Origin of the sequence: Serratia sp. CY84636 (assembly GCF_052166245.1) — a bacterium.
Lineage (GTDB): Bacteria > Pseudomonadota > Gammaproteobacteria > Enterobacterales > Enterobacteriaceae > Serratia > Serratia nevei.
This window is the reverse complement of the sequence record NZ_JBJNOX010000004.1, coordinates 553,999-576,851: the sequence shown is the minus strand read 5'-3', so window position 1 is coordinate 576,851 and position 22,853 is coordinate 553,999. Positions and strand designations below refer to the sequence as shown.

General features: G+C 59.3%; 22 protein-coding genes and 4 tRNA genes. 7 read left to right on the top strand and 19 right to left on the bottom strand.

The features are described from left to right. Positions 1-17: 17 nt before the first annotated feature. The gene (locus ACJ8QI_RS16950) at positions 18-809 is read left to right on the top strand and encodes a cytochrome C assembly family protein (RefSeq protein WP_004932506.1); all 792 of its coding nucleotides are present in this window, start codon (positions 18-20) and stop codon (positions 807-809) included. 42 nt (positions 810-851) lie between these two features. Next, positions 852-2,141 carry an HlyC/CorC family transporter gene (locus tag ACJ8QI_RS16945; protein ID WP_038871814.1) on the top strand — a complete coding sequence of 430 codons (1,290 nt, stop codon included), beginning with the start codon at positions 852-854 and terminating at the stop codon, positions 2,139-2,141. A 66-nt stretch (positions 2,142-2,207) separates the two neighbouring features. Here ACJ8QI_RS16945 and luxS read toward each other — a convergent pair whose 3' ends face one another. The 10 genes from luxS to alaS form a co-directional block, all read right to left on the bottom strand. Next, positions 2,208-2,723, bottom strand: a complete 516-nt coding sequence (gene luxS, locus ACJ8QI_RS16940; RefSeq protein WP_019455133.1) for an S-ribosylhomocysteine lyase — start codon at positions 2,721-2,723, stop codon at positions 2,208-2,210. 166 nt (positions 2,724-2,889) lie between these two features. Next, positions 2,890-4,452, bottom strand: a complete 1,563-nt coding sequence (gene gshA / locus ACJ8QI_RS16935; protein WP_049273626.1) for a glutamate--cysteine ligase — start codon at positions 4,450-4,452, stop codon at positions 2,890-2,892. An 82-nt stretch (positions 4,453-4,534) separates the two neighbouring features. Beyond that, positions 4,535-4,963, bottom strand: coding sequence for a YqaA family protein (locus tag ACJ8QI_RS16930; RefSeq protein ID WP_004932520.1), 429 nt, complete (start codon positions 4,961-4,963; stop codon positions 4,535-4,537). Beyond that, positions 4,960-5,526 (bottom strand): fructose-1-phosphate/6-phosphogluconate phosphatase, encoded by a 567-nt coding sequence (gene yqaB, locus ACJ8QI_RS16925; protein WP_442532848.1) that lies wholly within the window; start codon positions 5,524-5,526, stop codon positions 4,960-4,962. Before yqaB ends, ACJ8QI_RS16930 begins: the two co-directional genes overlap by 4 nt. A 175-nt stretch (positions 5,527-5,701) precedes the next feature. Then, positions 5,702-5,778: transfer RNA gene (locus ACJ8QI_RS16920), tRNA-Arg, on the bottom strand. Between the two features lie 53 nt (positions 5,779-5,831). Next, positions 5,832-5,908, bottom strand: a tRNA-Arg gene (locus tag ACJ8QI_RS16915). Between the two features lie 197 nt (positions 5,909-6,105). Then, positions 6,106-6,182 (bottom strand) — tRNA-Arg (locus ACJ8QI_RS16910). A 3-nt stretch (positions 6,183-6,185) separates the two neighbouring features. Then, a tRNA-Ser gene (locus tag ACJ8QI_RS16905) sits at positions 6,186-6,278 on the bottom strand. Positions 6,279-6,588: 310 nt separating this feature from the next. Further along, entirely contained in the window at positions 6,589-6,774 is a 186-nt protein-coding gene (csrA, locus tag ACJ8QI_RS16900) for a carbon storage regulator CsrA (protein ID WP_004091602.1), read from the bottom strand. A 252-nt stretch (positions 6,775-7,026) separates the two neighbouring features. Continuing rightward, positions 7,027-9,654, bottom strand: coding sequence for an alanine--tRNA ligase (alaS, locus tag ACJ8QI_RS16895; protein WP_060425322.1), 2,628 nt, complete (start codon positions 9,652-9,654; stop codon positions 7,027-7,029). Between alaS and ACJ8QI_RS16890 the strand changes: the two genes are divergently transcribed. Further along, complete coding sequence (locus tag ACJ8QI_RS16890; protein ID WP_162091232.1) at positions 9,604-9,747, top strand: hypothetical protein; 144 nt, start codon at positions 9,604-9,606, stop codon at positions 9,745-9,747. The genes alaS and ACJ8QI_RS16890 overlap by 51 nt on opposite strands. Before the next feature lie 40 nt (positions 9,748-9,787). On the opposite strand, the gene recX is transcribed toward ACJ8QI_RS16890, so the two are convergent. The 3 genes from recX to pncC all read right to left on the bottom strand — a co-directional run bounded on the left by recX (position 9,788) and on the right by pncC (position 12,025). Further along, on the bottom strand, positions 9,788-10,300 hold the full coding sequence (gene recX / locus ACJ8QI_RS16885) for a recombination regulator RecX (RefSeq protein ID WP_060440746.1): 513 nt from the start codon (positions 10,298-10,300) through the stop codon (positions 9,788-9,790). 60 nt (positions 10,301-10,360) lie between these two features. Next, positions 10,361-11,425, bottom strand: coding sequence for a recombinase RecA (gene recA / locus ACJ8QI_RS16880; RefSeq protein ID WP_060425321.1), 1,065 nt, complete (start codon positions 11,423-11,425; stop codon positions 10,361-10,363). 111 nt (positions 11,426-11,536) lie between these two features. Beyond that, entirely contained in the window at positions 11,537-12,025 is a 489-nt protein-coding gene (gene pncC, locus ACJ8QI_RS16875) for a nicotinamide-nucleotide amidase (protein ID WP_060425320.1), read from the bottom strand. A 243-nt stretch (positions 12,026-12,268) separates the two neighbouring features. Between pncC and ACJ8QI_RS16870 the strand changes: the two genes are divergently transcribed. Continuing rightward, the gene (locus tag ACJ8QI_RS16870; protein ID WP_087762912.1) at positions 12,269-13,648 is read left to right on the top strand and encodes an MFS transporter; all 1,380 of its coding nucleotides are present in this window, start codon (positions 12,269-12,271) and stop codon (positions 13,646-13,648) included. Between the two features lie 12 nt (positions 13,649-13,660). Here ACJ8QI_RS16870 and chbG read toward each other — a convergent pair whose 3' ends face one another. The 6 genes from chbG to ACJ8QI_RS16840 form a co-directional block, all read right to left on the bottom strand. Then, positions 13,661-14,422, bottom strand: coding sequence for a chitin disaccharide deacetylase (chbG, locus tag ACJ8QI_RS16865; protein WP_442532847.1), 762 nt, complete (start codon positions 14,420-14,422; stop codon positions 13,661-13,663). Between the two features lie 148 nt (positions 14,423-14,570). After that, the gene (gene chbR / locus ACJ8QI_RS16860) at positions 14,571-15,419 is read right to left on the bottom strand and encodes a transcriptional regulator ChbR (protein ID WP_060425318.1); all 849 of its coding nucleotides are present in this window, start codon (positions 15,417-15,419) and stop codon (positions 14,571-14,573) included. A gap of 15 nt (positions 15,420-15,434) precedes the next feature. Continuing rightward, positions 15,435-16,820: a glycoside hydrolase family 1 protein gene (locus tag ACJ8QI_RS16855; protein WP_442532846.1), complete on the bottom strand. Its 1,386-nt coding sequence runs from the start codon at positions 16,818-16,820 to the stop codon at positions 15,435-15,437. A 43-nt stretch (positions 16,821-16,863) separates the two neighbouring features. Continuing rightward, positions 16,864-18,225 (bottom strand): PTS N,N'-diacetylchitobiose transporter subunit IIC, encoded by a 1,362-nt coding sequence (gene chbC, locus ACJ8QI_RS16850; RefSeq protein WP_442532845.1) that lies wholly within the window; start codon positions 18,223-18,225, stop codon positions 16,864-16,866. A gap of 12 nt (positions 18,226-18,237) precedes the next feature. Then, a complete protein-coding gene (locus tag ACJ8QI_RS16845; protein ID WP_033641898.1) occupies positions 18,238-18,555 on the bottom strand; it encodes a PTS sugar transporter subunit IIB in 318 nt (105 codons plus the stop codon). A 418-nt stretch (positions 18,556-18,973) separates the two neighbouring features. Then, positions 18,974-19,867 (bottom strand): LysR family transcriptional regulator, encoded by an 894-nt coding sequence (locus ACJ8QI_RS16840; protein WP_442532844.1) that lies wholly within the window; start codon positions 19,865-19,867, stop codon positions 18,974-18,976. Between the two features lie 106 nt (positions 19,868-19,973). Between ACJ8QI_RS16840 and ACJ8QI_RS16835 the strand changes: the two genes are divergently transcribed. The 3 genes from ACJ8QI_RS16835 to ACJ8QI_RS16825 are packed head-to-tail and all read left to right on the top strand — an operon-like array spanning position 19,974 to position 22,780. Next, on the top strand, positions 19,974-20,774 hold the full coding sequence (locus tag ACJ8QI_RS16835; RefSeq protein WP_049200335.1) for an SDR family NAD(P)-dependent oxidoreductase: 801 nt from the start codon (positions 19,974-19,976) through the stop codon (positions 20,772-20,774). Positions 20,775-20,786: 12 nt separating this feature from the next. After that, the gene (locus ACJ8QI_RS16830; protein WP_442532843.1) at positions 20,787-21,758 is read left to right on the top strand and encodes an aldo/keto reductase; all 972 of its coding nucleotides are present in this window, start codon (positions 20,787-20,789) and stop codon (positions 21,756-21,758) included. A 29-nt stretch (positions 21,759-21,787) separates the two neighbouring features. After that, a complete protein-coding gene (locus ACJ8QI_RS16825; RefSeq protein WP_442532842.1) occupies positions 21,788-22,780 on the top strand; it encodes a Vgb family protein in 993 nt (330 codons plus the stop codon). Positions 22,781-22,853 lie beyond the last annotated feature (73 nt).

Sequence of the window (22,853 nt, the reverse complement as noted above, 5' to 3'; positions counted from 1 at the left end):
AAGCAAAATTAAACGCTATGCCAGTTTTCTCCATTGTGGCTTTGATGGCCTACCTGCTCAGCCTTGGACTGATCATTCCCAGCTTGTTGCGGAAGAACAGCGCATACCGTCGGCTTGCCCTCGTCTCGGCGGTGGTGGCGCTGATTTGCCATGCCATCGCGCTGCAGCAGCGCATCTTTGACGTCAGCGCCGGGCAGAATCTCAGCCTGCTGAACATTGGCTCCATCGTCAGCCTGATCATCTGCTCGGTGATGACCTTCGTCGCCTCGCGCGACCGCGGCTGGTTCCTGCTGCCGATCGTCTACAGCTTCGCGATGATCAACCTGGCCTTCGCCAGCTTCATGCCCGGCGAGTTCATCACTCACCTGGAAGCCAGCCCGGAACTGATGGTGCATATCGGCCTGGCGCTGTTCTCTTACGCTACCCTGATCATCGCCGCGCTCTACGCCTTGCAGCTCGCCTGGCTCGATTACCTTCTGAAAAACAAGAAGTTGACCTTTAGCGCCGACATGCCGCCGCTGATGAGCATCGAGCGCAAGATGTTCCATATCACCCAGATCGGCGTGGTGCTGCTGACGCTCACCCTGTGCACCGGCTTGCTGTACATGGATAATCTGTTCAGCAAAGAGAACGTGCATAAAGCCGTGCTGTCGATCATGGCCTGGTTCGTGTATATCGTGCTGTTGTGGGGCCATTACCATGAAGGCTGGCGCGGCCGCCGCGTCGTCTGGTTCAGCTTCGCCGGCGCTTTCCTGCTGACGCTCGCCTACTTCGGCAGTCGTCTGATTCAGCAGGTGATGGTGCGCTAAGCCAGCCCGGCTCAATTCTCCCTCTCTATAAGGAATACTGCATTGGAGCATGTGTCGACGGGGACCCTCATCATTATCCTGGTGATCATGATCGTGGTCTCCGCTTACTTCTCCGCTTCCGAAACCGGCATGATGACGCTCAACCGTTATCGCCTGCGTCACCTGTCCAAACAGGGCAACCGCTCGGCGCGTCGGGTGGAGAAGCTGCTGCAAAAACCGGATCGGCTGATCGGCCTGGTGCTGATCGGCAACAACCTGGTCAACATCCTCGCCTCGGCGCTGGCGACCATCGTCGGCATGCGGCTGTATGGCGATCTCGGCGTGGCGATCGCGACCGGCATACTGACCTTCGCCGTGCTGCTGTTCGCCGAAGTGCTGCCAAAGACCTTCGCCGCCCTCTATCCGGAACGTATTGCCTTCCCCAGCAGCGTCCTGCTGGCGCCATTGCAAAAGGTGATGTTCCCGCTGGTCTGGCTGCTCAACGGCATCACCAGCCTGACCTTGCGCCTGTTCGGCATCCGCACCAACGTGCGCATCAGCGACGCCGTCAGCAAGGATGAACTGCGCACTATCGTGCGCGAATCCCAGTCGCAAATCTCCCGACGCAACCAGGACATGCTGATTTCGGTGCTGGATCTGGAAAAGGTGACGGTTAACGACATCATGGTGCCGCGCACCGAGATCGTCGGCATCGACGTCAACGACGACTGGAAGTCGATCATGCGCCAGCTGACCCACTCGCCGCACGGCCGCATCGTGCTGTATCGCAGCTCGCTGGACGACGCGATCGGCATGCTGCGCGTGCGCGAAGCCTACCGCCTGATGACCGAGAAAAAAGAGTTCAACAAAGAGAACCTGCTGCGCGCCGCCGATGAAATCTACTTCGTGCCGGAAGGCACGCCGCTGAACGTGCAGCTGGTGAAGTTCCAGCGTAACAAAGAGAAGGTCGGCATCGTGGTCGACGAGTACGGCGACATTCAGGGCCTGGTCACGGTAGAAGACATTCTCGAAGAGATCGTCGGCGACTTCACCACCTCTATGTCACCAACGTTGGCGGAAGAGGTCACGCCGCAGAGCGATGGCTCGGTCTTGATCGACGGTACCGCCAACGTGCGCGAGCTGAACAAGGCCTTCAACTGGACCCTGCCGGCCAGCGAGGCTCGCACCGTCAACGGTATGCTGCTCGAAGAGCTGGAAGAGATCCCTGAAACCGGCACCCGGGTGCGTATCGGCCACTACGATATCGACATTCTCGACGTGCAGGGCAACATGATCAAACAGGTGCGGGTCACGCCGATCACCTCGCTGCAATCCAGCGTCGGCCACCACTGACCGCCGGCCTGAAAGTAAAAAAGACGCGAAATCGCGTCTTTTTTTATCTCTGCGGGAAACTCGCGGCTAGATATGCAGTTCCTGCAGCTTCTCTTTTGGCAGCGCCAGCTCGTCGTTGTGGTTAACCACCACGTCGTTATCCAGGATGTGCTTGGCGATCTCCTGCGCTTCTTCCAGCGAGTGCATATGGTAAGTGCCGCACTGGTATTCGTTCAGCTCAGGGATTTTGCGCTGGTCGGTCACTTTCAGCACGTCGGCCATCGCCGCTTTCCACGCATCGGCTACGCGCTGCTCTTCCGGCACGCCGATCAGACTCATGTAGAAACCGGTACGACAGCCCATCGGGGAGATGTCGATAATCTCCACGCCCTGGCCATTCAGGTGGTCACGCATAAAGCCGGCGAACAGGTGCTCCAGCGTGTGAATGCCGCGCTCGGGCATCACTTCCAGGTTCGGGCGGCAAAAGCGCAGATCAAACACCGTGATGGTATCGCCATGAGGCGTTTTCATGGTTTTCGCAACGCGGACAGCCGGAGCTGCCATACGGGTATGATCGACGGTAAAGCTATCCAGCAATGGCATTTCGCTACCTCCTCGTAAAAGAGCATTTATTTCGAAACTTTTTTTCCTAACCGGGAAACCTTTTCTAACCCTGCGAGTCTGAGTATGTGAAAGACGCGCATTTGTTATCATCATCCCTGTCATCAGAGATGCATATTTGGCCACATTGATGTGGCCTTTTTCTTTTTCAGCTTCCGCCGTTTTGCTTCAGGAACGCTTCAAAGCTTAGCGTATCATTGGCTTCTATGTCGCGTTGGCGCTGCCACGAGGCTTCCCGCTCTTTATCCAGCTCGGCTTCGTTCAGGATTTCCAACGGCTCTTCCAGCAACGTCTTACGATACTGCTCCGCCAGCTGCAACCCGACGCGCCCAGTGCCTTCCGCCTTCATCGCCTTCAGAATGCGCGCAGAGAAGGTCAACTCAGGATCGTCGAACGCGGCAACCAGCTCATCACACACCTGCTGGTATTGACGGTTGCCGGCTTCGCCGTCCAACACTTCCGCCACCCGACGCAGATCGGCGAACAGCGCCTTACCCACTTTTTCGAGCGGTTCATGGCTGGCGCCACAGCCGATGCCGATGGTCTGGCCCGGCTTGCGCCCTTCCAGAATCACCCGGTTCCAGTTCTTGCGCGTGCACAGCAGTTCATCGCTGCTCATCTCCGGCGCATCGGCCAGCGCGCACCACACCAGGAACAGATCCAGGAAACGCGCCTGCACCGCGTCCACGCCGATTGGCGAGAACGGGTTGATATCCAGCGAACGCACTTCGATATATTCGATGCCGCCGCGCAGCAGCGCGTCCGACGGCGTCTCGCCGCTTTGGGTCACGCGCTTCGGCCGGATCGGCGCATACAGCTCGTTCTCTATTTGCAGCACGTTGCTGTTCAGCTGCAGGTAGCGATCGCCCTCTTTCACGCCCAGCTTGGCGAACTCTTCGGACGGCGTCGCGATCGCCCGCTTCAGACCGGCCACATAGCTGTGCAGATCGTTGAAGGTGATGCCCAAATTGCTCTGCGACTTGTTGGTGTAACCCAGGTCGCTCAGACGCAGCGAGGTGGCGTACGGCAGGTAGCACATCCCCTGCTCGGTGCGCTCGAACGGCAGATTGGTCTCACGCCCCTTGAGGAACGAAGAACAAATGGCCGGCGATGCGCCGAACAGATACGGGATCACCCAACCGAAACGGTAATAGTTGCGGATCAGGCGGAAATACCCCGCCGAGATCTGCTCTTTACCGCTTTCTGCGTCCTGCACGCCGGCCCAGGCCTGCCAAAACTCCAGCGGCAGCGAGAAGTTGTAGTGCACGCCGGAAATGGTCTGCATCAACGCGCCGTAGCGATTCTTCAGCCCTTCGCGGTACAGCGTCTTCATGCGGCCGATGTTCGACGAACCGAACTGCGCCAGCTCGATATCCTGCTCGGCTTCGATAAAGCACGGCATGCTGAGCGGCCACATGCGCTCATCGCCGATATTGCGCGCCACGTAACGATGAATATCGCGCAGGAACGTCAGCAGGTGATCGATGTTGTCATCAACCGGCGTAATGAACTCTAACAGCGCTTCGGCGAAATCCGTGGTGATCCAGTGGTGCGTCAATGCCGCGCCCAGCTTTTCCGGATGCCCGGTGGTCGCCAAGGTGCCGTTCGGCGTGACCCGCAGCGTTTCACGCTCGATGCCGCGACGAATGCCTTTTAATGCCTGGGGATGGGCTTCCAACCAAGAAAGCGCCTGTGATACGTCCGGGATCAAATTGACCTCCCGCTTCTAAAAACAATAACTCGTAAGCATACTGAATCCGCACCCGAGAGAATATTGAGTTATATTCACTTGGTTACTGCCACCAGGCGATACCCTGTACCGTTATCATAGCCAAAACGATGTAACGCAGCGCCTTTCCGATACACAGAAACAGCGCGACAGAGCCCCAGGGCATGCGCAGCCAACCTGCCAACACGCACAACAAATCGCCCACCACCGGCACCCAACTGAGCAGCAGCGCAGCCGGGCCGAAGCGTTGCAGCCACCCGAGCGCCGTTGCCAGCCCCCGCTGTGGTTTCAACGCCGGTAACAGGCGCCCGATAATGACATTGGTCAAGCCACCCAGCGTATTGCCCAGGGTCGCGGCCAGCACCAGCAACTCCGGCGAGACGCGACTCTGGGTCAGCAAGGCGACCAGAACGATTTCTGAATTTCCCGGCAGCAGCGTCGCACTGAGGAAGCTACTGCCAAATAACGATATTACGGCTAGCGTACTACTCACAGCGTACGGACGTCTACCACAGCCATACCGGCACTTTTCGCCGCCTGAATGCCGAAATCGGCGTCTTCAAACACCACGCATTTTTCCGGCGGCACGCCGATCAGTTCGGCACAGCGCAAGAAGGTGTCCGGCTCCGGTTTGTGGCGCTGCACGTCGTCCGCACCGACGATCGCGTCGAAGCAGTTGAACAGGCCAAGATGACGCAGCAGCATTTCCGCCATGCGGTGCTCGCTGCCGGTACCGACCGCCATCGGACGGCGGCCATGATAGGACTTCACCACCTCGATCAGCGGCAATGGACGCACGCTGTCCAACAGCATCGCTTCCACCGCGCGGGTTTTCTCCGCGGCCAGGTGATGGGGATCGAGATCGGCCTGATGGCTGGCGATAATCGCCTGGGCGATGCGCCAGGTCGGTGAACCGCTCAGCGCCACCATGGCCGCTTCATCAAACATCATGCCATAACGGGACAGCACTTCACGCCACGCTTTGCGGTGCGTTGGCTCGGTGTCCAGAATCGTGCCGTCCATGTCGAAAATAAGACCCTGATAGCGGTCGTACATCGTTACTCCATGATCGTTGAGGAAAGAAAACTACTTTAGCGTAAAGCCGTTGGGTTGTCGCTGACTGCGTCATAACGGAATGTGCTGTGCCCGATCGGGCGCAAAGGAGGACGGGGGGGAGAGAATGGCTAAATGCTGAAAAGCGAAAAACCCGCCGAAGCGGGTTTCTCTTAGATGGTGCATCCAGGAGGATTCGAACCTCCGACCGCTCGGTTCGTAGCCGAGTACTCTATCCAGCTGAGCTATGGATGCATGTCTATTTTTTACTGCTTGCCTGCTTCACTAACGAAGCATGACGGAAAGAATGGTGCATCCAGGAGGATTCGAACCTCCGACCGCTCGGTTCGTAGCCGAGTACTCTATCCAGCTGAGCTATGGATGCACAGGAATTCTTTTTTGATACCGTATGGTATGTTGTTACTACCCCACCATACTGCAAAATATGGTGCATCCAGGAGGATTACTCGGCGCTAGCGCCTCGCCCTACGGGCCATTGCTTAAGCAATGTTATCCTCCTTCGAGCACTTTCTTGCTCGTCATCTGTCTGAAACTCTCGCTTCGCGACACATGAGGAAAATATGGTGCATCCAGGAGGATTCGAACCTCCGACCGCTCGGTTCGTAGCCGAGTACTCTATCCAGCTGAGCTATGGATGCAAATGGCGGTGAGGCGGGGATTCGAACCCCGGATGCAGCTTTTGACCGCATACTCCCTTAGCAGGGGAGCGCCTTCAGCCTCTCGGCCACCTCACCATACGCTTCTTTCGAATTGCGCCTAACTTGCTTTAGAGAAGCTCATCGGCACTGCGTGGCGCACATATTACTTTCTCCGACTTTTAAGTCAAACAATTTTTCCCAACTCATGCGCGTTTGCACAATTCGCACCCAACATGGGCGATTTCACGGCAAAAAGGGCGTTTTATCAACAGGCAACCGCAGCATCTGTAGCAACAAAGCAGGGAACTAACCGGGAAAATAATCACGAAAAAGAGAGGGGAGAACGAAAGAAGTGGGTAAAACGATGCAGTAGCGTCTCGTCTGGCAACGAGACGCTGCTTCGGAATCAGTAAGTCGTCTGCTGAGACTTCTCTGCCTGAATGCGCTGATAGATTTCTTCACGGTGAACCGAAACCTCTTTGGGGGCGTTCACACCAATACGCACCTGGTTGCCTTTTACCCCTAGCACAGTGACCGTAACCTCATCGCCAATCATGAGGGTTTCACCAACTCGACGAGTCAGAATTAACATTCTTTGCTCCTTGAAAGATTAAAAGAGTCGGGTCTCTCAGTTTCCCCGTCATTATCCATCATATGTGGTGAAAACGTAAGCCGCGCAACCCACAATAAGTGTAAGCAGACTTGGTCCCACCTCAGATAATGGTAAGTTTAGCCGACCTGAAAAACTTTGTTCCCGCAATTGTAACTAAATTGTGTTAGCACAGTATGAAAACGCCATAATCAACAAAGTATTATGGCGTTTGTGCGTGCTATTTATTTATGTTCACAGCTTCGAGGCCACCCAGGCTTCTACGCTGTTTAACGCCGCTGGCAGGGCGTTGATATCCGTCCCCCCCGCCATCGCCATATCAGGGCGACCACCGCCCTTGCCGCCTACCTGCTGCGCCACGTTGCCGATCAACTCGCCGGCTTTCACGCGGTCAGTCAGATCCTTGGTCACGCCTGCAACCAGGCTGACTTTGTCATCAGCCGTCGTTGCCAGCACGATGATGGCCGAACCCAATTGATTTTTCAGGTCATCCACCATGGTGCGCAGCATTTTGGCTTCGACATTGTCCAACTGGCTGACCAACAGCTTCACGCCGTTAACCACTTTTGCCTGGCTGGACAGCGACGCGCTTTCCTGCGCCGCCTGCTGATCTTTCAGCTGCTGCAGTTCTTTTTCCAGCGCGCGGGTGCGATCGAGCACCGAGCGCACTTTATCGGTCAGGGTGTTGCTGTCGCCCTTAACCAACTGCGCAACGTCTTGCAACAAATCGCTTTGCTGGTGCAGCGTGGCGATAGCGCCTGCGCCGGTCACCGCTTCAATACGACGAATGCCCGCCGCGGTGCCCGACTCGCTCAGAATGCGGAACAGGCCAATATCGCCGGTGCGGCTGGCATGAGTACCGCCACACAGCTCGGTGGAGAAGTCGCCCATGGTCAGTACGCGCACGTTGTCATCGTACTTCTCGCCGAACAGCGCCATCGCGCCCTTCTCTTTGGCATCTTCCAACGCCATCAGCTCGGTCTGTACCGGCAGGTTACGACGCACCTGCTGGTTCACCAGATCTTCCACCGCGCGGATTTGCTCCGGCTTCATCGCTTCGAAGTGCGAGAAGTCGAAACGCAGATATTTGTCGTTAACCAGCGAGCCTTTCTGCGCGACGTGGTCGCCCAGCGTTTGGCGCAGCGCGGCGTGCAGCAAGTGAGTCGCGGAGTGGTTCAGACGGATGCTGTTGCGGCGCTCAGCGTCTATCTGCGCATCCACGCGATCGTTCAGCTTCAGCGAGCCCTGCGCCAGTTTGCCCTGGTGGCCGATAGCCTGGCCGTATTTCTGGGTGTCGTTGACCACAAACTCTACGCCGGCGGCTTTCAGCACGCCTTTATCGCCGACCTGGCCGCCGGATTCACCGTAGAACGGCGTCTCATCCAGCACCACCACCGCCTCTTCGCCGGCGTTGATCCGATCGACCGGCTGGCCGTCGCGGAACAGCGCGATGACAGTTGCCTGCTGCTCGTCGTGATCGTAACCGCTGAACTGGCTGCTGCCGTCCACGCGGATCAGGCTGTTGTAATCGGCGCCGAAACCGCTGGATTCGCGCGCACGGCGGCGCTGCGCTTCCATCGCTTCTTCAAAGCCCGCTTCATCGACTTTCAGACCGCGCTCGCGGCAGACGTCAGCGGTCAGATCGACCGGGAAGCCGTAGGTATCGTACAAACGGAAAGCGGTTTCGCCGTCCAGGGTATCGCCCTGCAGCTTGGCCAGCTCTTCGTCCAACAGCGCCAGGCCACGCTCCAGCGTGCGGGCAAACTGCTCCTCTTCGGTTTTCAGCACCTGCTCCACCAACGATTGCTGGCGTTTCAGTTCGTCGGCCGCCGGGCCCATCACTTCGATCAGTGGCGCCACCAGCTTGTAGAAGAAGGTGTCTTTCGCGCCCAGCATGTTGCCATGGCGGATCGCGCGACGAATGATGCGGCGCAGCACGTAGCCGCGGTTTTCGTTAGACGGGATCACGCCATCCGACACCAGGAAGGCGCAGGAACGGATGTGGTCAGCGATAACGCGCAGGGATTTGTTGTCCAGATCGGTCGCGCCGGTCACTTTCGCTACGGCGGCGATCAGGGTACGGAACAGGTCGATCTCATAGTTGGAGTTCACATGCTGCAACACCGCCGCGATGCGCTCCAGACCCATGCCGGTATCCACCGAAGGTTTCGGCAACGGCAGCATGGTGCCGTCGGACTGACGGTTGAACTGCATGAAAACGATGTTCCAGATCTCGATGTAACGGTCGCCGTCTTCTTCCGGGCTGCCTGGAGGGCCGCCCCAGATGTGATCGCCGTGATCGTAGAAAATCTCGGTGCACGGGCCGCATGGGCCGGTGTCGCCCATCTGCCAGAAGTTATCGGAAGCGAAAGGCGCGCCCTTGTTGTCGCCGATGCGAATAATGCGCTCGGCCGGTACGCCGATTTGCTTCTGCCAGATGTCGAACGCTTCGTCATCGGTTTCATACACGGTGACCCACAGTCGCTCTTTCGGCAGGTTGAACCAGTTTTCACCGGTCAGCAGTTCCCACGCGTAGCTGATCGCGTCATGCTTGAAGTAATCGCCGAAGCTGAAGTTGCCCAGCATTTCAAAGAAGGTGTGGTGACGGGCGGTATAGCCGACGTTTTCCAGGTCATTGTGCTTGCCGCCTGCGCGCACGCAGCGCTGCGAGGTGGTGGCACGGGAATAGGCGCGTTTGTCCAGCCCCAGGAAAACATCCTTAAATTGGTTCATGCCGGCATTGGTAAACAGCAATGTCGGATCATTGTTAGGCACCAGGGAGCTGCTCGCTACAACCTGGTGACCCTTACTATGAAAGAAATCGAGAAACGCTTGACGGATCTCAGCGGTGCTCTTGCTCATAATTTTCCTGGAAAGGCTAGAATAACGACACGTGAGCCGGTGACGCGTCATCCCGACGATGACAACCAGCTCACGAACAAAAAGTGGGGATAAGATAAATTTTCTTCAGAGGGAAGTAAAACCCCGTGTGCGCTCATTGCGCAAAATCACGGTAAATTGACTGAATTTCTTCCTGGAAGAAGCCGCGATAGAGCAGATAGCGCTGCACTTTGGCTTTCTCTTTCCAGTCGGTTGGCAACGCATCGCCAAATTTTCGCTGCGCTACCTGTTTCGCCTGTTCGCACCAGTCGATGTCGCATTCCGCCAGCGCGTCCTGCACCAGCGCTTTGTCGACACCCTTTTGCATCAGTTCACTGCGGATACGCTGCGCACCGTAACCTTTGCGGCTGCGGCTGCCGATGTAGCTGTGAGCGAAACGCTTATCGTCTAGCCAATTATGCTGGTAACAGTAGGCAATAACCTGCTCGATCAGCGCAGGATCCACCGGCTCTTCAGCCCCCGGCGATGATGCCGGCGCATGTGGCCCCCTGCCGCCAAAACGGGCTTTCGCCACAAACGGCTGCGCCGCAAGTTTGCGGCGCAGTTCAGCTTCACTATGATCGCGTTGCGACAGCAGGCGCATGGCGCGGCTTAGCAAGTCATTCATCATTCAAGCCTGAATTTATGGGATATGCGCCACACGAACGGCGGCGCATATCTTCAGCGATTAGAACTGCTCGCTGGTTTCCGCTTCGTCGTCTTCGAAGTCGTCACCGGAAGCGGCCACCAGTTCACCGCCGCTGTGCAGCAGCAGGTCACGCAGCTTCTTATCCAGCTCAGCGGCGATAGCCGGGTTTTCTTTCAGGAAGTTACAGGCATTCGCCTTGCCCTGACCGATCTTCTCGCCATTATAGCTGTACCAGGCGCCGGCTTTTTCGATCATCTTGTGCTTCACGCCCAGATCGACCAGCTCGCCACGGCTGTTGATGCCTTCGCCGTACATGATTTGGAACTCAGCCTGCTTGAACGGCGCAGCGATTTTGTTCTTCACCACTTTCACGCGGGTTTCGCTGCCCACCACTTCGTCGCCCTCTTTAATGGCGCCGATGCGGCGGATATCCAGACGCACCGAAGCGTAGAACTTCAGGGCGTTACCGCCGGTCGTGGTTTCCGGGTTGCCGAACATCACACCAATTTTCATACGGATCTGGTTGATGAAGATCAGCAGGGTATTGGCGTTTTTCAGGTTGCCGGCCAGCTTACGCATCGCCTGGCTCATCATGCGTGCCGCCAGGCCCATGTGCGAATCGCCGATTTCACCTTCGATTTCCGCCTTCGGCGTCAGCGCCGCCACGGAGTCGACGATGATGACGTCAACCGCGCCGGAGCGGGTCAGCGCATCACAGATCTCCAGCGCCTGCTCGCCGGTGTCCGGCTGGGAGCACAGCAGGTTGTCGATATCGACGCCCAGCTTTTTCGCATAGACAGGATCCAGCGCGTGCTCGGCATCGATGAACGCACAGGTTTTGCCTTCGCGCTGCGCAGCGGCGATCACCTGCAGCGTCAGGGTAGTTTTACCAGAGGATTCCGGGCCGTAGATTTCAACGATGCGGCCCATCGGCAGGCCGCCGGCGCCCAGAGCGATATCGAGTGACAGTGAGCCGGTGGAGATCGTTTCCACGTCCATGGAGCGGTCTTCACCCAGGCGCATGATGGAGCCTTTGCCGAACTGTTTCTCAATCTGGCCCAGTGCCGCAGCTAACGCCTTTTGCTTGTTCTCATCAATAGCCATTTTTGCTCCTTCGTTTCGCAATGCCGGTGTTACCCCACACTGCCACTGAATGTATGTTGTGCAGGAAATGTCACTAATTATACTGTATGGTCATACAGTATCAAGCCTAATTTACAAAAATTCGTCGATGGCGGTTTGCAGCGCGAAAATCGTCGCCTGCAGCCGCACCGCGTCGCGGTCGCCCTCGAATTGCATCATGCGCGACAGCCCCCGGCCATCGCTGCCGGCGAAGCCGAACCACACGGTACCGACCGGCTTTTCCGCGCTGCCGCCGTCCGGGCCGGCGATGCCGCTCACCGATAGCGCCAGATCGGCCTGCGCCGCCCGCAGCGCCCCTATCGCCATCTCGCGCACCACCTCTTCGCTGACCGCGCCGTGCGCCGCCAACGTGGCTTCGCGCACCCCTAGCAGGTCATGCTTCGCCGCATTGCTGTAGGTGACGAAACCGCGATCGAAATAGGCGGAGCTGCCGGCGATATCGGTAATGGCCTTGGCAATACCGCCGCCGGTGCAGGATTCCGCACAGGTGATCCAGCGGCCCTGTGCCTTCAGTTTTTCCCCCACCAGCACGCTGAGCCGACGCAGTTGGTTTTCACTCATAACCTCTCCCTCGCGAATTCAGGTATATGCGCCCGATAGTAGCATTTATCAAGGCGATGCGGCGGCCGACGCGTGGAAATGCGCAGCGCCTCGCAGGAGGTGCGGTTTTAAGCGCCCAGCCAAGCTGCTAGTATCAAAAGAAGCGCCCCAGCGAGCGGCGGCGCACCAGCACAAGGAACATCACGGAGGCGGCACGCTGCGGCGGCGGCCTCAGGGCGCACCAGAAGAGATTAGGATGATAGCGTGAAAAAAACGTTGGGCGTATTCTTGCCGTTGTACACCACCACCCTGCTGCTGCTGTTGGGCTCGGGCCTGCTCACCACCTACGTCTCGCTGCGGCTGGCCTCCATCCACGTCAGCAGCGCGCTGATCGGCGCCATCATCGCCGCCAACTACATCGGGTTGGTGATCGGTGGCAAGGTCGGCCACTTTCTCATCGCCCGCGTCGGGCATATCCGCGCCTACGTGGCCTGCGCCGGCATCATTACCGCTGCGGTGCTGGGGCACGGCCTAACGGAGTTCATTCCCGCCTGGGTCGCCCTGCGCCTGGTGATCGGGCTGTGCATGATGTGTCAGTACATGGTGCTGGAAAGCTGGCTGAACGACCAGGCGGAATCCAACCAGCGCGGCATGGTGTTCGGCTTCTATATGGCAGCGACCTATCTCGGCATGTCGCTGGGCCAGATCGTGCTGATGCTGCAAAGCAACCTGGGCATCACCACGCTGCTGGTGATCGCGCTGTGCTTCGCGCTCTGTCTGGTGCCCATCGCCCTCACCACCCGCACCAATGCGCGCCACATGTCGCCGGCGCCGATGGAGCTGCGCTACTTTGTCGGCGCCATTCCCAAGGTGCTGGCCACCACGTTGGTGATCGGCATGGTGGTGGGCTCGTTTTACGGGCTGGCGCCGGTCTATGCCAGCCTGCAGTCCTTAACCACTCAACAAACCGGCCTGTTCATGGCACTGGCCATCTTCGCCGGACTGGTGGCGCAGTTCCCACTCAGCTGGCTGTCAGATCGCTATAGCCGCCCGTTGCTGATGCGACTCAACGCTATTTTGCTGATCGTGGCGGCGCTGCCGCTGGCGCTGCTGCCGCACATCGACTTCCCGCTGCTGCTGGCGGTGGGCTTTGTCGTCAGCATGCTGCAGTTTACGCTTTACCCGTTGGTAGTGGCGCTGGCCAACGATCTGATTGAGCCGGAGCGCCGCGTCTCACTGGCCGCCTGCCTGCTGATGGCGTTCGGCGTCGGCGCCAGCATCGGGCCCTTGGCGGTCGGCGCGCTGATCGAACCGCTTGGCGGTAATATCCTGTACGCCTTCTTCGCCCTGTGCGGCGTGCTGCTGGCGGCCCTCAGCCGCACGGCGAAAGCGGAGGAACCTCAGCTGGCGCAGGACGCACCGGTGCCGCATATTCCGCTGCCGGACAGCCTCGCCAGTTCGCCGCTGTCGCCGGCGCTCAATCCGACCTTCGATGAGCAGATCATTCACGACACCATGCCACCACCGGAAGCGGCGCCCGATGTCGACGAGCCGCAGCCCGAGGAACAGGAGGCTGAGCCCCTGCCTCAGGGGGCCGATCCGCAAGAGGATACCGGCCTGAAAAAGGCGCACGCCATGCTGTAAACGGCGGCGGCGCTAAAGATCCTGGAAGGAGCCCAGCATAAAACCGCGTTCGGCGATCGCCGCTTTCAGCGTCGGCGCGGTCAACACATCCAGCTCGACGAGGCGCGGATGACAGTATTTGCTCTGCAGGATCGTCGCGTCGAGGAACGCCGGGTGGCACATCATTTCCAATGACTCGGCGCCCTGCTCGTCGGCGCGCGTCAACCGCTGCAGGAACAAGGCTTCGGAAATCATTTCACCGTAGAATCCCGCGTCAAACGCGTCGGTGCTGCAGGGCGTCTGCAACGTAATATCGCGCCGCTTCGCCTCTTCGCGATCGAGACGCAGCGGCAGACCCTGCGCCTGCGCAAACGCCTCCACCAGCGGGTAAATCTGCGGCTGCATATGCACATGGTGGTGGCTGTCGATGTGCGTCGGCGGCCTGCCGAACAGCGTCACAAACCGCGCGAACTGGCGCTGCAGCTCCTCCTGAACCTCGTCCAACTGCAGCTCGCCGGCCTCGGCGCGGCACCACAGCCATTTACCCAGTTCGCCATGCTCGTTGACCAGCGAAGGCATGGCGCCCAGCGGCCTGCCATGGGTCAAAACGAAATGCAGCCCGATCGGCAGCCCCGGATATTGCCGGCTGAGCGCCGCCGCGTGCTGGGCGCCGCCGCCGTTCACCATCGCCGTGGTAGAAGAAACCACGCCATGCTGATACGCCTCGATGACGCCGTAGTTTTGCCCCTTGCTCAGGCCGAAGTCGTCGGCATTCACGATCAGTAGTTTTTCCATAATGGCTCCCGCGAGATGGATTTTTGGCAAGGGAAGCCCGACCGACCGACCCGGCATTCCCCTTCGCTAAGGTAAAAATCGAATGATTAACCGGCCGGCGGCCTGAAGCTCATCGGCATATCGGCGTTGATACTGATCGGGAGCGGCCCTAAAGAGGGCCGTAGCACTTTTTTCGGTAGTTGCCTGGGGTCACGTCGGTGAGCCGCTTGAAGTTCTTAATGAACAGGCTGACATCGCCATAGCCGGAATCAAAGGCGATATCGGAAACCGAAGAGTTGGTGACCTCCAGCTGCGTCTTGGCGAAATTGATGCGGATCTCATTGATCACCTGCATCGGCGTCTTATGGTAGTAACGCCGCATCGCCCGGGTCAGATACTCCTGAGTCTTCCCCGACAGCGCCACCATGTTCGCCAACGCCCTTTCGCCGAACATCGCCTTGTCATGCATGCCAGCCAGGGTGTTCTTCAGCCACTGCGGGATATCATCGCCGCCGTCGTTTTCTTCCTTATAGTGACGAATGCGGCTGATCACATAGAAAGTCAGCGTTTCGAGAAATTCGGCGAAATCATCCTCGCGAAACTGCGGCGAACTCACCACCGATTCGATATAGGCCAAAAACTCGCTCCTCAGGCTGTAGGCCTGCGAGGCGACGAAGCAGCGCGGCAGCTGCTGCAAATAGTGCTCTTCAAAGAACGCTTTGCTGACCGCCACGTTGAAGATTTTCGTCGCGCCGAACTCGTAAAAGCTCTGGTGGTAGGAGCCGATAGGGATAAAGACGAAATCCCCGCGTTCCAGCAGCACCCGCTTGCCGTTGATCTCCTGGTAGCACTTGCCGCTCAGCACGATGGTGAACTCGTAATAGTCGTGCTGATGCAGCCCGGTGGCGCTTTCCACCTTGTTGTAGATAAACAGGTGAAAATCTTTGCAGTTAAAAAAATCCTGCTCGCGAATCAGCTTCACGTCGTTCGCACTCAGCGAAATTCGGTTGTCGGACACGGCGCCGGCCTCCCGTTAGTCAAATCCGTTGCGTCTGGCCGCCTCGGCAAACCAGTAGCCGCTTTTCTTGATGGTGCGGCGCTGATCCGCCCGATCCAGCCGCACCAGCCCATAACGATTCTTGTAGGCGTTCAGCCAGGACCAGCAGTCGATAAAGGTCCACAGATGATAGCCTTTGCACTGCGAGCCTTCCGCCAGCGCGCGGTGCAGCCATTTCAGGTGCTCGCGAATAAAGTCGATGCGGTAATCGTCCTCCACCCGCCCATCGGCACCGATAAACGCCTCTTCGCCTTCAACGCCCATGCCGTTTTCCGAAATATAACAAGGCAGATTGCCGTAGTTCTCTTTCAGATCCATCAGGATGTCGTACAGCCCCTTTTCGTAGATCTCCCAGCCGCGGTGCGGATTGATTTTGCGGCCCGGCATTGCATAGTAACTGAACAAATCCTCCGGCGATGCGATCGGCCCCTCGGCACGGCGCCCCTCTTTCGCCTGCACCCTGCGCGGTTGGTAATAGTTGACGCCGAGGATGTCCACCACGCCGTCTTCAATCAGCTGCGCATCCTGCGGCTCGCAGTGGGGCATCAGCCCATGCCGCTCCAGCAGCTGCAGCAACGCCGCCGGATAACGCCCTTTGGCGACCGGATCGAGGAAACTGCGGTTGAGCAGCAGATCGGCGTCGTGTGCGGCCTGCCGATCCTCCGACGCATCGGAACGCGGATAGGTCGGGCTCAGGTTCAAAATAATGCCGATATTCCCCGGCAGCTCCCGCGCTCTGAAACGCTGCACCGCCATGGCATGCGCCAGTACGCTGTGATACGCCACGGTGACCGCCCGTTTGAAGTCCACTACGCAAGGATAGTGCAGGTCATTCAGGTAACCGGCCTCCACCGGCACGATCGGCTCGTTGAAGGTGAACCAGTGGGTGACCCGATCGCCAAACAGACCGAAACAGGTATCGGCGTAACGCGCATAGGCTTCGACCACCGCCCTGCTTTCCCAGCCGCCGCGCTGCTGCATGCACAGCGGCATATCGAAGTGGTAGAGATTGATAAACGGGGTGATGCCCTGCGCCAGCAGCTCGTCGATCATCGCGTTATAGAACGCCACCGCCTGCGGGTTCACCTCGCCGTCGCCGTCCGGGATCAGCCGCGACCACGAGATCGACGTTCTGAAGGTATTGTGGCCCAGCGTTTTGAGCAGCCCGATATCGGTGCGGAAATGGTCATAAAAGGTCGAGGCCTCAGCCGGCCCCACCCGATCGTGAAAACGCTCAGGCGCGATCTCGTACCAATAGTCGAAGATGTTGCGGCTCTTGCGGTCCCGCGCGGCCGCCCCTTCAGACTGCGGCGCGGAGGTGGCGCTGCCCCACCAGAACCCGTCGGCAAATTGATATTCCATACTCGCGTCCCTCGCGGGGCGGCCACGCCGCCCCGTTCCACAGTTAGAATTTCAGCGCGTTGGCGATGTCTTCTTCGCTTTCTGTCGCCGCATCGATCTGGCTCTGCGCCTTGTTGGAGATCGCCACGAACGGCAGGTAAATCACGGTGGCGACCGCCAGGTTGAACAGGCTCAGCAACAGGGCCATGATGCTGCCGTTGGTGTTGAAGAACGCCCCCAGGCCGACCGGCATGGTCCAGGGCGCGATGTTGGTGATCGGCGGGATCAGCCCGGAGTAATAAGCCAGCGAGGTGATGATGGTCAGTACCGGCTGCACCAGGATGAACGGAATGAACATCACCGGGTTCATGATCACCGGCAGGCCGAACAGAATCGGTTCGTTGATCTGGAAGATGCCGGACGGCGTCGCCAGCTTGGCGACCTGGCGGTAATCCTCGCGGCGCGAGGCGATGAAGATGGCGATGATCAGGCCCAGCGTCGAGCCGGTGCCGCCGAGGTAGATATAGGAGTCGACGAACGGTTTCGCCCACATGTGGAACTCTTTCCCGGCGGCCACCGCCGCTTCGACAGAACCGTATTTGTTGTACAGCTCCACGTTTTCCAGCGCGAACGGTGTCATGATGCCGCTGTCCAGCGCCGCCAGCGCCATGGAGCCGTGCACCCCAAAGAACCACAGCAGCGAGGAGAACAGCACGTACACCCAGCCCACCACGCTGCCCATCTTGGCCAGCGGCGCCGAAATGCCGTCCATGATGATCTGGTGGAAGTTGGTGCCCCAGTGCGCCAGCGCGAACGCCACCAGCCCCATGATGGAGAGGATGATGAAACCGGGGATCAGCGCCGAGAAGGAGCGCGACACCGAAGCCGGCACGCTGTCCGGCAGGCTGATCACCCAGTTGCGCCGCACGATGAAGGCAAACATCTCGGCCACCACCAGCCCAATCACCATACCGGAAATGATGTTGGCGCCGCCCAACCAGTTGGCTCCCACCGCATAGGCCTCGCCGACATTGAACGGTGTGACGGTCATAAAGGCCGCCACCGCCAGCAGCGCCGAAGCGAGCGGATCGACCTTTCGCTCTTCCGCCAACGCCATGCTGATAAAGAACGGCGTCATCAGGGACATGATCCCCAGCGTGCCGTTATAAACGCTGCCGCCGATGCTCTTCAGACTATTCAGCGTCTCGATGGTAGAGGCATCTAACCTTACGCCCAGCGAATAGAAGAACGATCCTTCGCCGAAGCTCAGGAACACGTTGTTGATCAACACGAACATCGCCCCGGTCAAGGTCAGCGGCATCAGGCGGATAAAGCCGTTTTTGATGGCGTTGACGTGGGGCTGCTTACCGATTTTTACGGCGAAAGGCAGGATAACCTTCTCGAGCGAGGCAATGAGGGTATTCACGGCGGCCTCCTGTTATTGATTGGCTTTCTTGATGGCGGCCACCGCGGCCTTCAGCACGCCCAGCCCATCGACCTTGCCGTACAGCAGCGGGTCGATGACTTCAACAGGTTTGTTGGGCAGCTGTTTTTGCACTTCCGGCAAGGTGTAGGCGATCTGCGGCCCCAGCAGGATCAGATCCGCTTCAATGCCTTTCTCCGCGGCCAGCGCCTCCGGATAGGCGGCGATGATCACCGGTACTTCGTATTTCTCGGCCTGCGCCTTCATTTTTGATACCAACAGGGAAGTGGACATACCGGCAGAACAAAACAGATAGATTTTTTTCTTTTCCATACCAAGCACCTCAGATAATCAAAAAAACCCCGTGTTATTTGTATGCCAGATGCAATCACGATTGCTTCACGCACATTCCTTATGAAAATTTCCGTCACGTTGCCCTGGTTGCAGACAGTATACGGAGCATGAAAAACGGATCGGTAAGCCAGCTAGGATAATAACCGTCTCTCCTTGACCTGCTGGCTTGACCCCCTTCACATTTCACATAAAAAAATAGTGTGACCGGGCTCTCAAATAACCGATAAAAACTCGGAATATTCGCAATAAATACTCAAATAACAATTATAAACAGCCAGTTATAAACTCACCGGGAATTTAAGGGATTATTTGCGCCCGAACAAACGAAGAGGGAATAAAAATAGTTCAAGCTTGATTCACTTACTTGCCATCCGAACGCGATGGCCGGTAAAGAAGATTAGGTGGGCAGACGCAGCAACTCGATCACCGTGGTCAGCGCCACGGAATGATTCCTGCGGTTGGGATAATAGAGGTAAAAACCGGGAAACGGCGCGCACCAGTCGGCCAACACCCGCCGCAGCCGCCCGCTCGCGAGGTGTTCTTCCACTTCCTGTTCGATGGCGAAAGCGATACCGACGTGCGCCAACGCCGCCTGCAGCATCATTCTGCCGTCATCGAGTATCAACGGGCTGTTAACCGCCACGGAAAACCGCTGCTGGCCCTGCTGAAATGCCCATTTGTAGCGCTCGCCCGAAGAGGCCTTGCGCCAACCGATGCAGCGGTGCTGCAGCAAATCCTGTGGATGCGTCGGTTCGCCGTGCCGTTGAAAATAGTCCGGCGTGGCGACGATGGCGAAACGCAGATCCGGCGTCAGACGCACCGCGCGCATATCGTTGTGCAGATCCTCGCCGAGCCTAATACCGGCGTCAAAGCCCTGTTCGACAATGTTGGCAAACCCCTCGTCCGCCACCACTTCCAGCGTAATGCCGGGGTACTCGCAGGCCAACCGCTCCAGATGCGGCACGATGGCAAGATCGATGGCCGAACGCGGCGCGTTGATGCGCACCAGGCCGCGCGGCCCTTCGCGAAACACATTCAGGCTCTCCAGCGCGGCGTCGATGCCGGTAAAAGCGGGCACCAGCTGTGCCAGCAGATGCTCACCGGCCTCCGTCGGCGAGACGTTGCGGGTGGTGCGGTTTAGCAGGCGAATGCCCACCTGCGCTTCCAGTTCGCGCAGGGTGTGGGTCAACGTCGGCGGCGTCACGCCCAGTCGGGCGGCGGCGCGGCGGAAGCTGCGTTCACTGGCGATAGCCACGAAGGCCGCCAGGCCGGACAGTTCGGGTTTCTTCATGCTATTAATATAAATTATCTAATAGTGAGATGAATTTTTAGCGGATAGTTATCCGTCATCTAACAACATAGCATTGCGATCGAACCCATTACCAGGTATCGATGCGATGATTAATACTACAGCCCCAACTCATGAAACGCCGCGCCGTCTGGCTGACAAAGTCGTGCTGGTAAGCGGCGGCGGCACCGGTATCGGCCGCGCAGCCGCGCTGGCCTATGCCCGCGAAGGCGCAAAAGTGGCGCTGGCCGGCCGGCGCGCGGCGGAAATCGAAGCCACGGCGCGCGACATCGCGCTCGCCGGCGGCGACGCCCTGCCCATCGTGGCCGACGTCTCCCAGGAAAACGACATCCGCAGGCTGCTCGCCACGGTGACCGCCCACTACGGCCGGCTCGACGTCGCCTTCAACAACGCCGGCATCATCGGCAACTTCGCCCCCATCACCGAACAGAGCAGCGAGGATTTTGACCGCGTGATCGCCATTAACCTCCGTGGCGTCTGGCTGGCGATGAAATACGAGATTGAAACCTTCCTGGCGCAACATTCAGGCGGCGTGATCGTTAACACCTCCTCCTGGCTGACCCACGGCGCGCTCGCCGGCTCATCCAGCTATTCCGCCAGCAAAGGCGCGCTCGATGCGATGATCCGCGCGGTGGCGCTCGAATACAGCGGCCAGGGCATCCGCGTCAACAACATCAACCCCGGCATCATCGACACGCCGATGGCGCGCGGCAGCGTGGCCGACAGCGCGGCGTTCGCGCCCTTTATCGCCCACACGCCCGCCGGCCGCCTGGGCGAATCGGAAGACATCGGCGATGTGGCGCTGTGGCTGGCGACGGACGAAGCCCGCTTCATCACCGGCCAAAGCCTGCTGGTGGACGGCGGTTACACCATCGCCGGCATGCGCTGAGGGGGCGACGCCATGAATTACGTTCGGCTTGGCGACAGCGGCCTGCAGGTGTCCCGCCTTTGTCTGGGCGGCATGACCTACGGCGATCCGGCCTGGCGGCCCTGGGTGCTGAAAGAAGAGCAAGCGCGCCCCTTTATCCGTGAGGCACTGGAGGCGGGCATCAATTTTTTCGATACCGCCAACATTTACTCCGGCGGAGAAAGCGAGCGCATTCTCGGCCGCGCGCTGAAGGCGTTCGCCCGTCGTGAAGACGTGGTGATCGCCACCAAAGCCTACTTTCCGATGGACGCGCAGCCGAACAGCCGCGGGCTGTCGCGCAAGCACCTGCTGCACAGCGTCGACGCCTCCTTGCAGCGGCTGGGAACGGATTACCTCGATTTGTTCGTCCTGCACCGCTTCGACACCGAAACGCCGATCGAAGAAACTGCCGACACCCTCGACGGCCTGGTGCGGGCGGGCAAGATCCGCTATCTCGGCGCGTCTTCACTGCACGCCTGGCGCCTGATGAAAATGCTGGCCTTTCAACGTCAGCACCGCCTGGCGCCGTTTATTTCGCTGCAGAGCCAATACAACCTGGTGACGCGCGAAGACGAAGAGGAGCTGATCCCGCTGTGTCTGGAAGAGGGGCTCGGCCTGACGCCCTGGTCGCCGCTGGCCCGCGGCGTGCTGGCCGGTTCAGGTACGGCCGGCACGCTGCGCGCCGCCACCGACGAACAGGCGCCCCGTTGGTACGGCGGCAGAAACGAGGTGGAATGCACCGTCGCTGCCGTAGCGGAAGTGGCGGCCGCGCGCGGCGTTCCACCGGCGCAGATCGCGCTGGCCTGGCTGTTGGCCAAACCCGGCGTAGCGTCGCCGCTGGTGGGCATGTCCAAGCCACACCATCTGCAGGATGCGCTGGCGGCGCTCGACCTCAGGCTATCGCCGGAAGACGTGGCCGCGCTGGAGGCGCCAATGGCACACGCTGCCCGCCCCGAGCGCTGGTAGCCCCCTTTCCCTCATTCCCGGAGAGAAACATGTCATACGCTGTTACCGCGCGAGCGGCGTTGTTCACCCTCGCTGCCGCATTCACCCTTAGCGCGCCGGCGCAGGCCGCCGTCAGCGCAGACTGCACAGAAAGCAGCATAACGCTGCCGCCCGGCGCACTTTACCCCAACGGCATCGCCCGCGCGGCGGACGGTACGCTGTATGTCGGGCTGATCACCAGCGGCAACGTGCTGCGCAAACGGCCGGGTCAGGCGTGGGAAACCTTCTTCCCCGGCGCTGACACGGTGTTCGCCTCAAACGCGCTGCGGCTGGACGAACGGCGCGGGCTGCTGTGGGGGAACTCGCCGGACTTTCTCTCCGGCGGCAAAACGCGCGCCAACCGCATCTATGCGCTGAACGTCGTGGATGGCACCCTCAACCGCAGCCTGGCGCTGCCGGCGGGGGAAATGGGCAACGATATCGTGCTCGGCGCAGACGGCACGGTGTACGTGACGGAAACCCGCAGCGGCGGCATCCTGCGCCTGCGGCCGGGCGAAACGGCCTTCAGTACGCTGTATCGGGATCCGCAATTGGCGGCTCCCAGCGGGTTGGGGGCCGCCGGGATCGTGCTGCTCGACGACCGGCTGATGGCAGTCGCCAATTTCGGCACCGGTAAGCTCTACGCCCTCAGCTATAACGATCCAAAGCCGCAGCTGACGGAAATGCAGCTGCCGCGCCTCATCGAAAACCCGGACGGGATGGGATTGGCACCGGACGGCGCGCTGATCGTGCTGGAAAACGGGATCCAGAGCGGCCAGGGGCGGATCCTGCGGATCCCTTCCCCCAAGGCGGCAGGCATGCACCGCATTGAGATCTTGCGCGAAGGCATGGAGTCGCCGGTCAACCTGACTATCACGCCACAAGGCTGCGCCTTCGTCAGCGAATCGCGCATCCGCCACCGCCTGCTGCCCGGCCATGAAACCGAAGTGCCCGACAGCTTCCGCCTCTATCAACTGCCTTTGCCTCTCACCGCCGCGCAATAACCTTTCCACCACCACTGCGGGCGGCGACACTTGCGTTGTTGCCCGCAGGCAAACGACAATCTCGCTGCGTTAC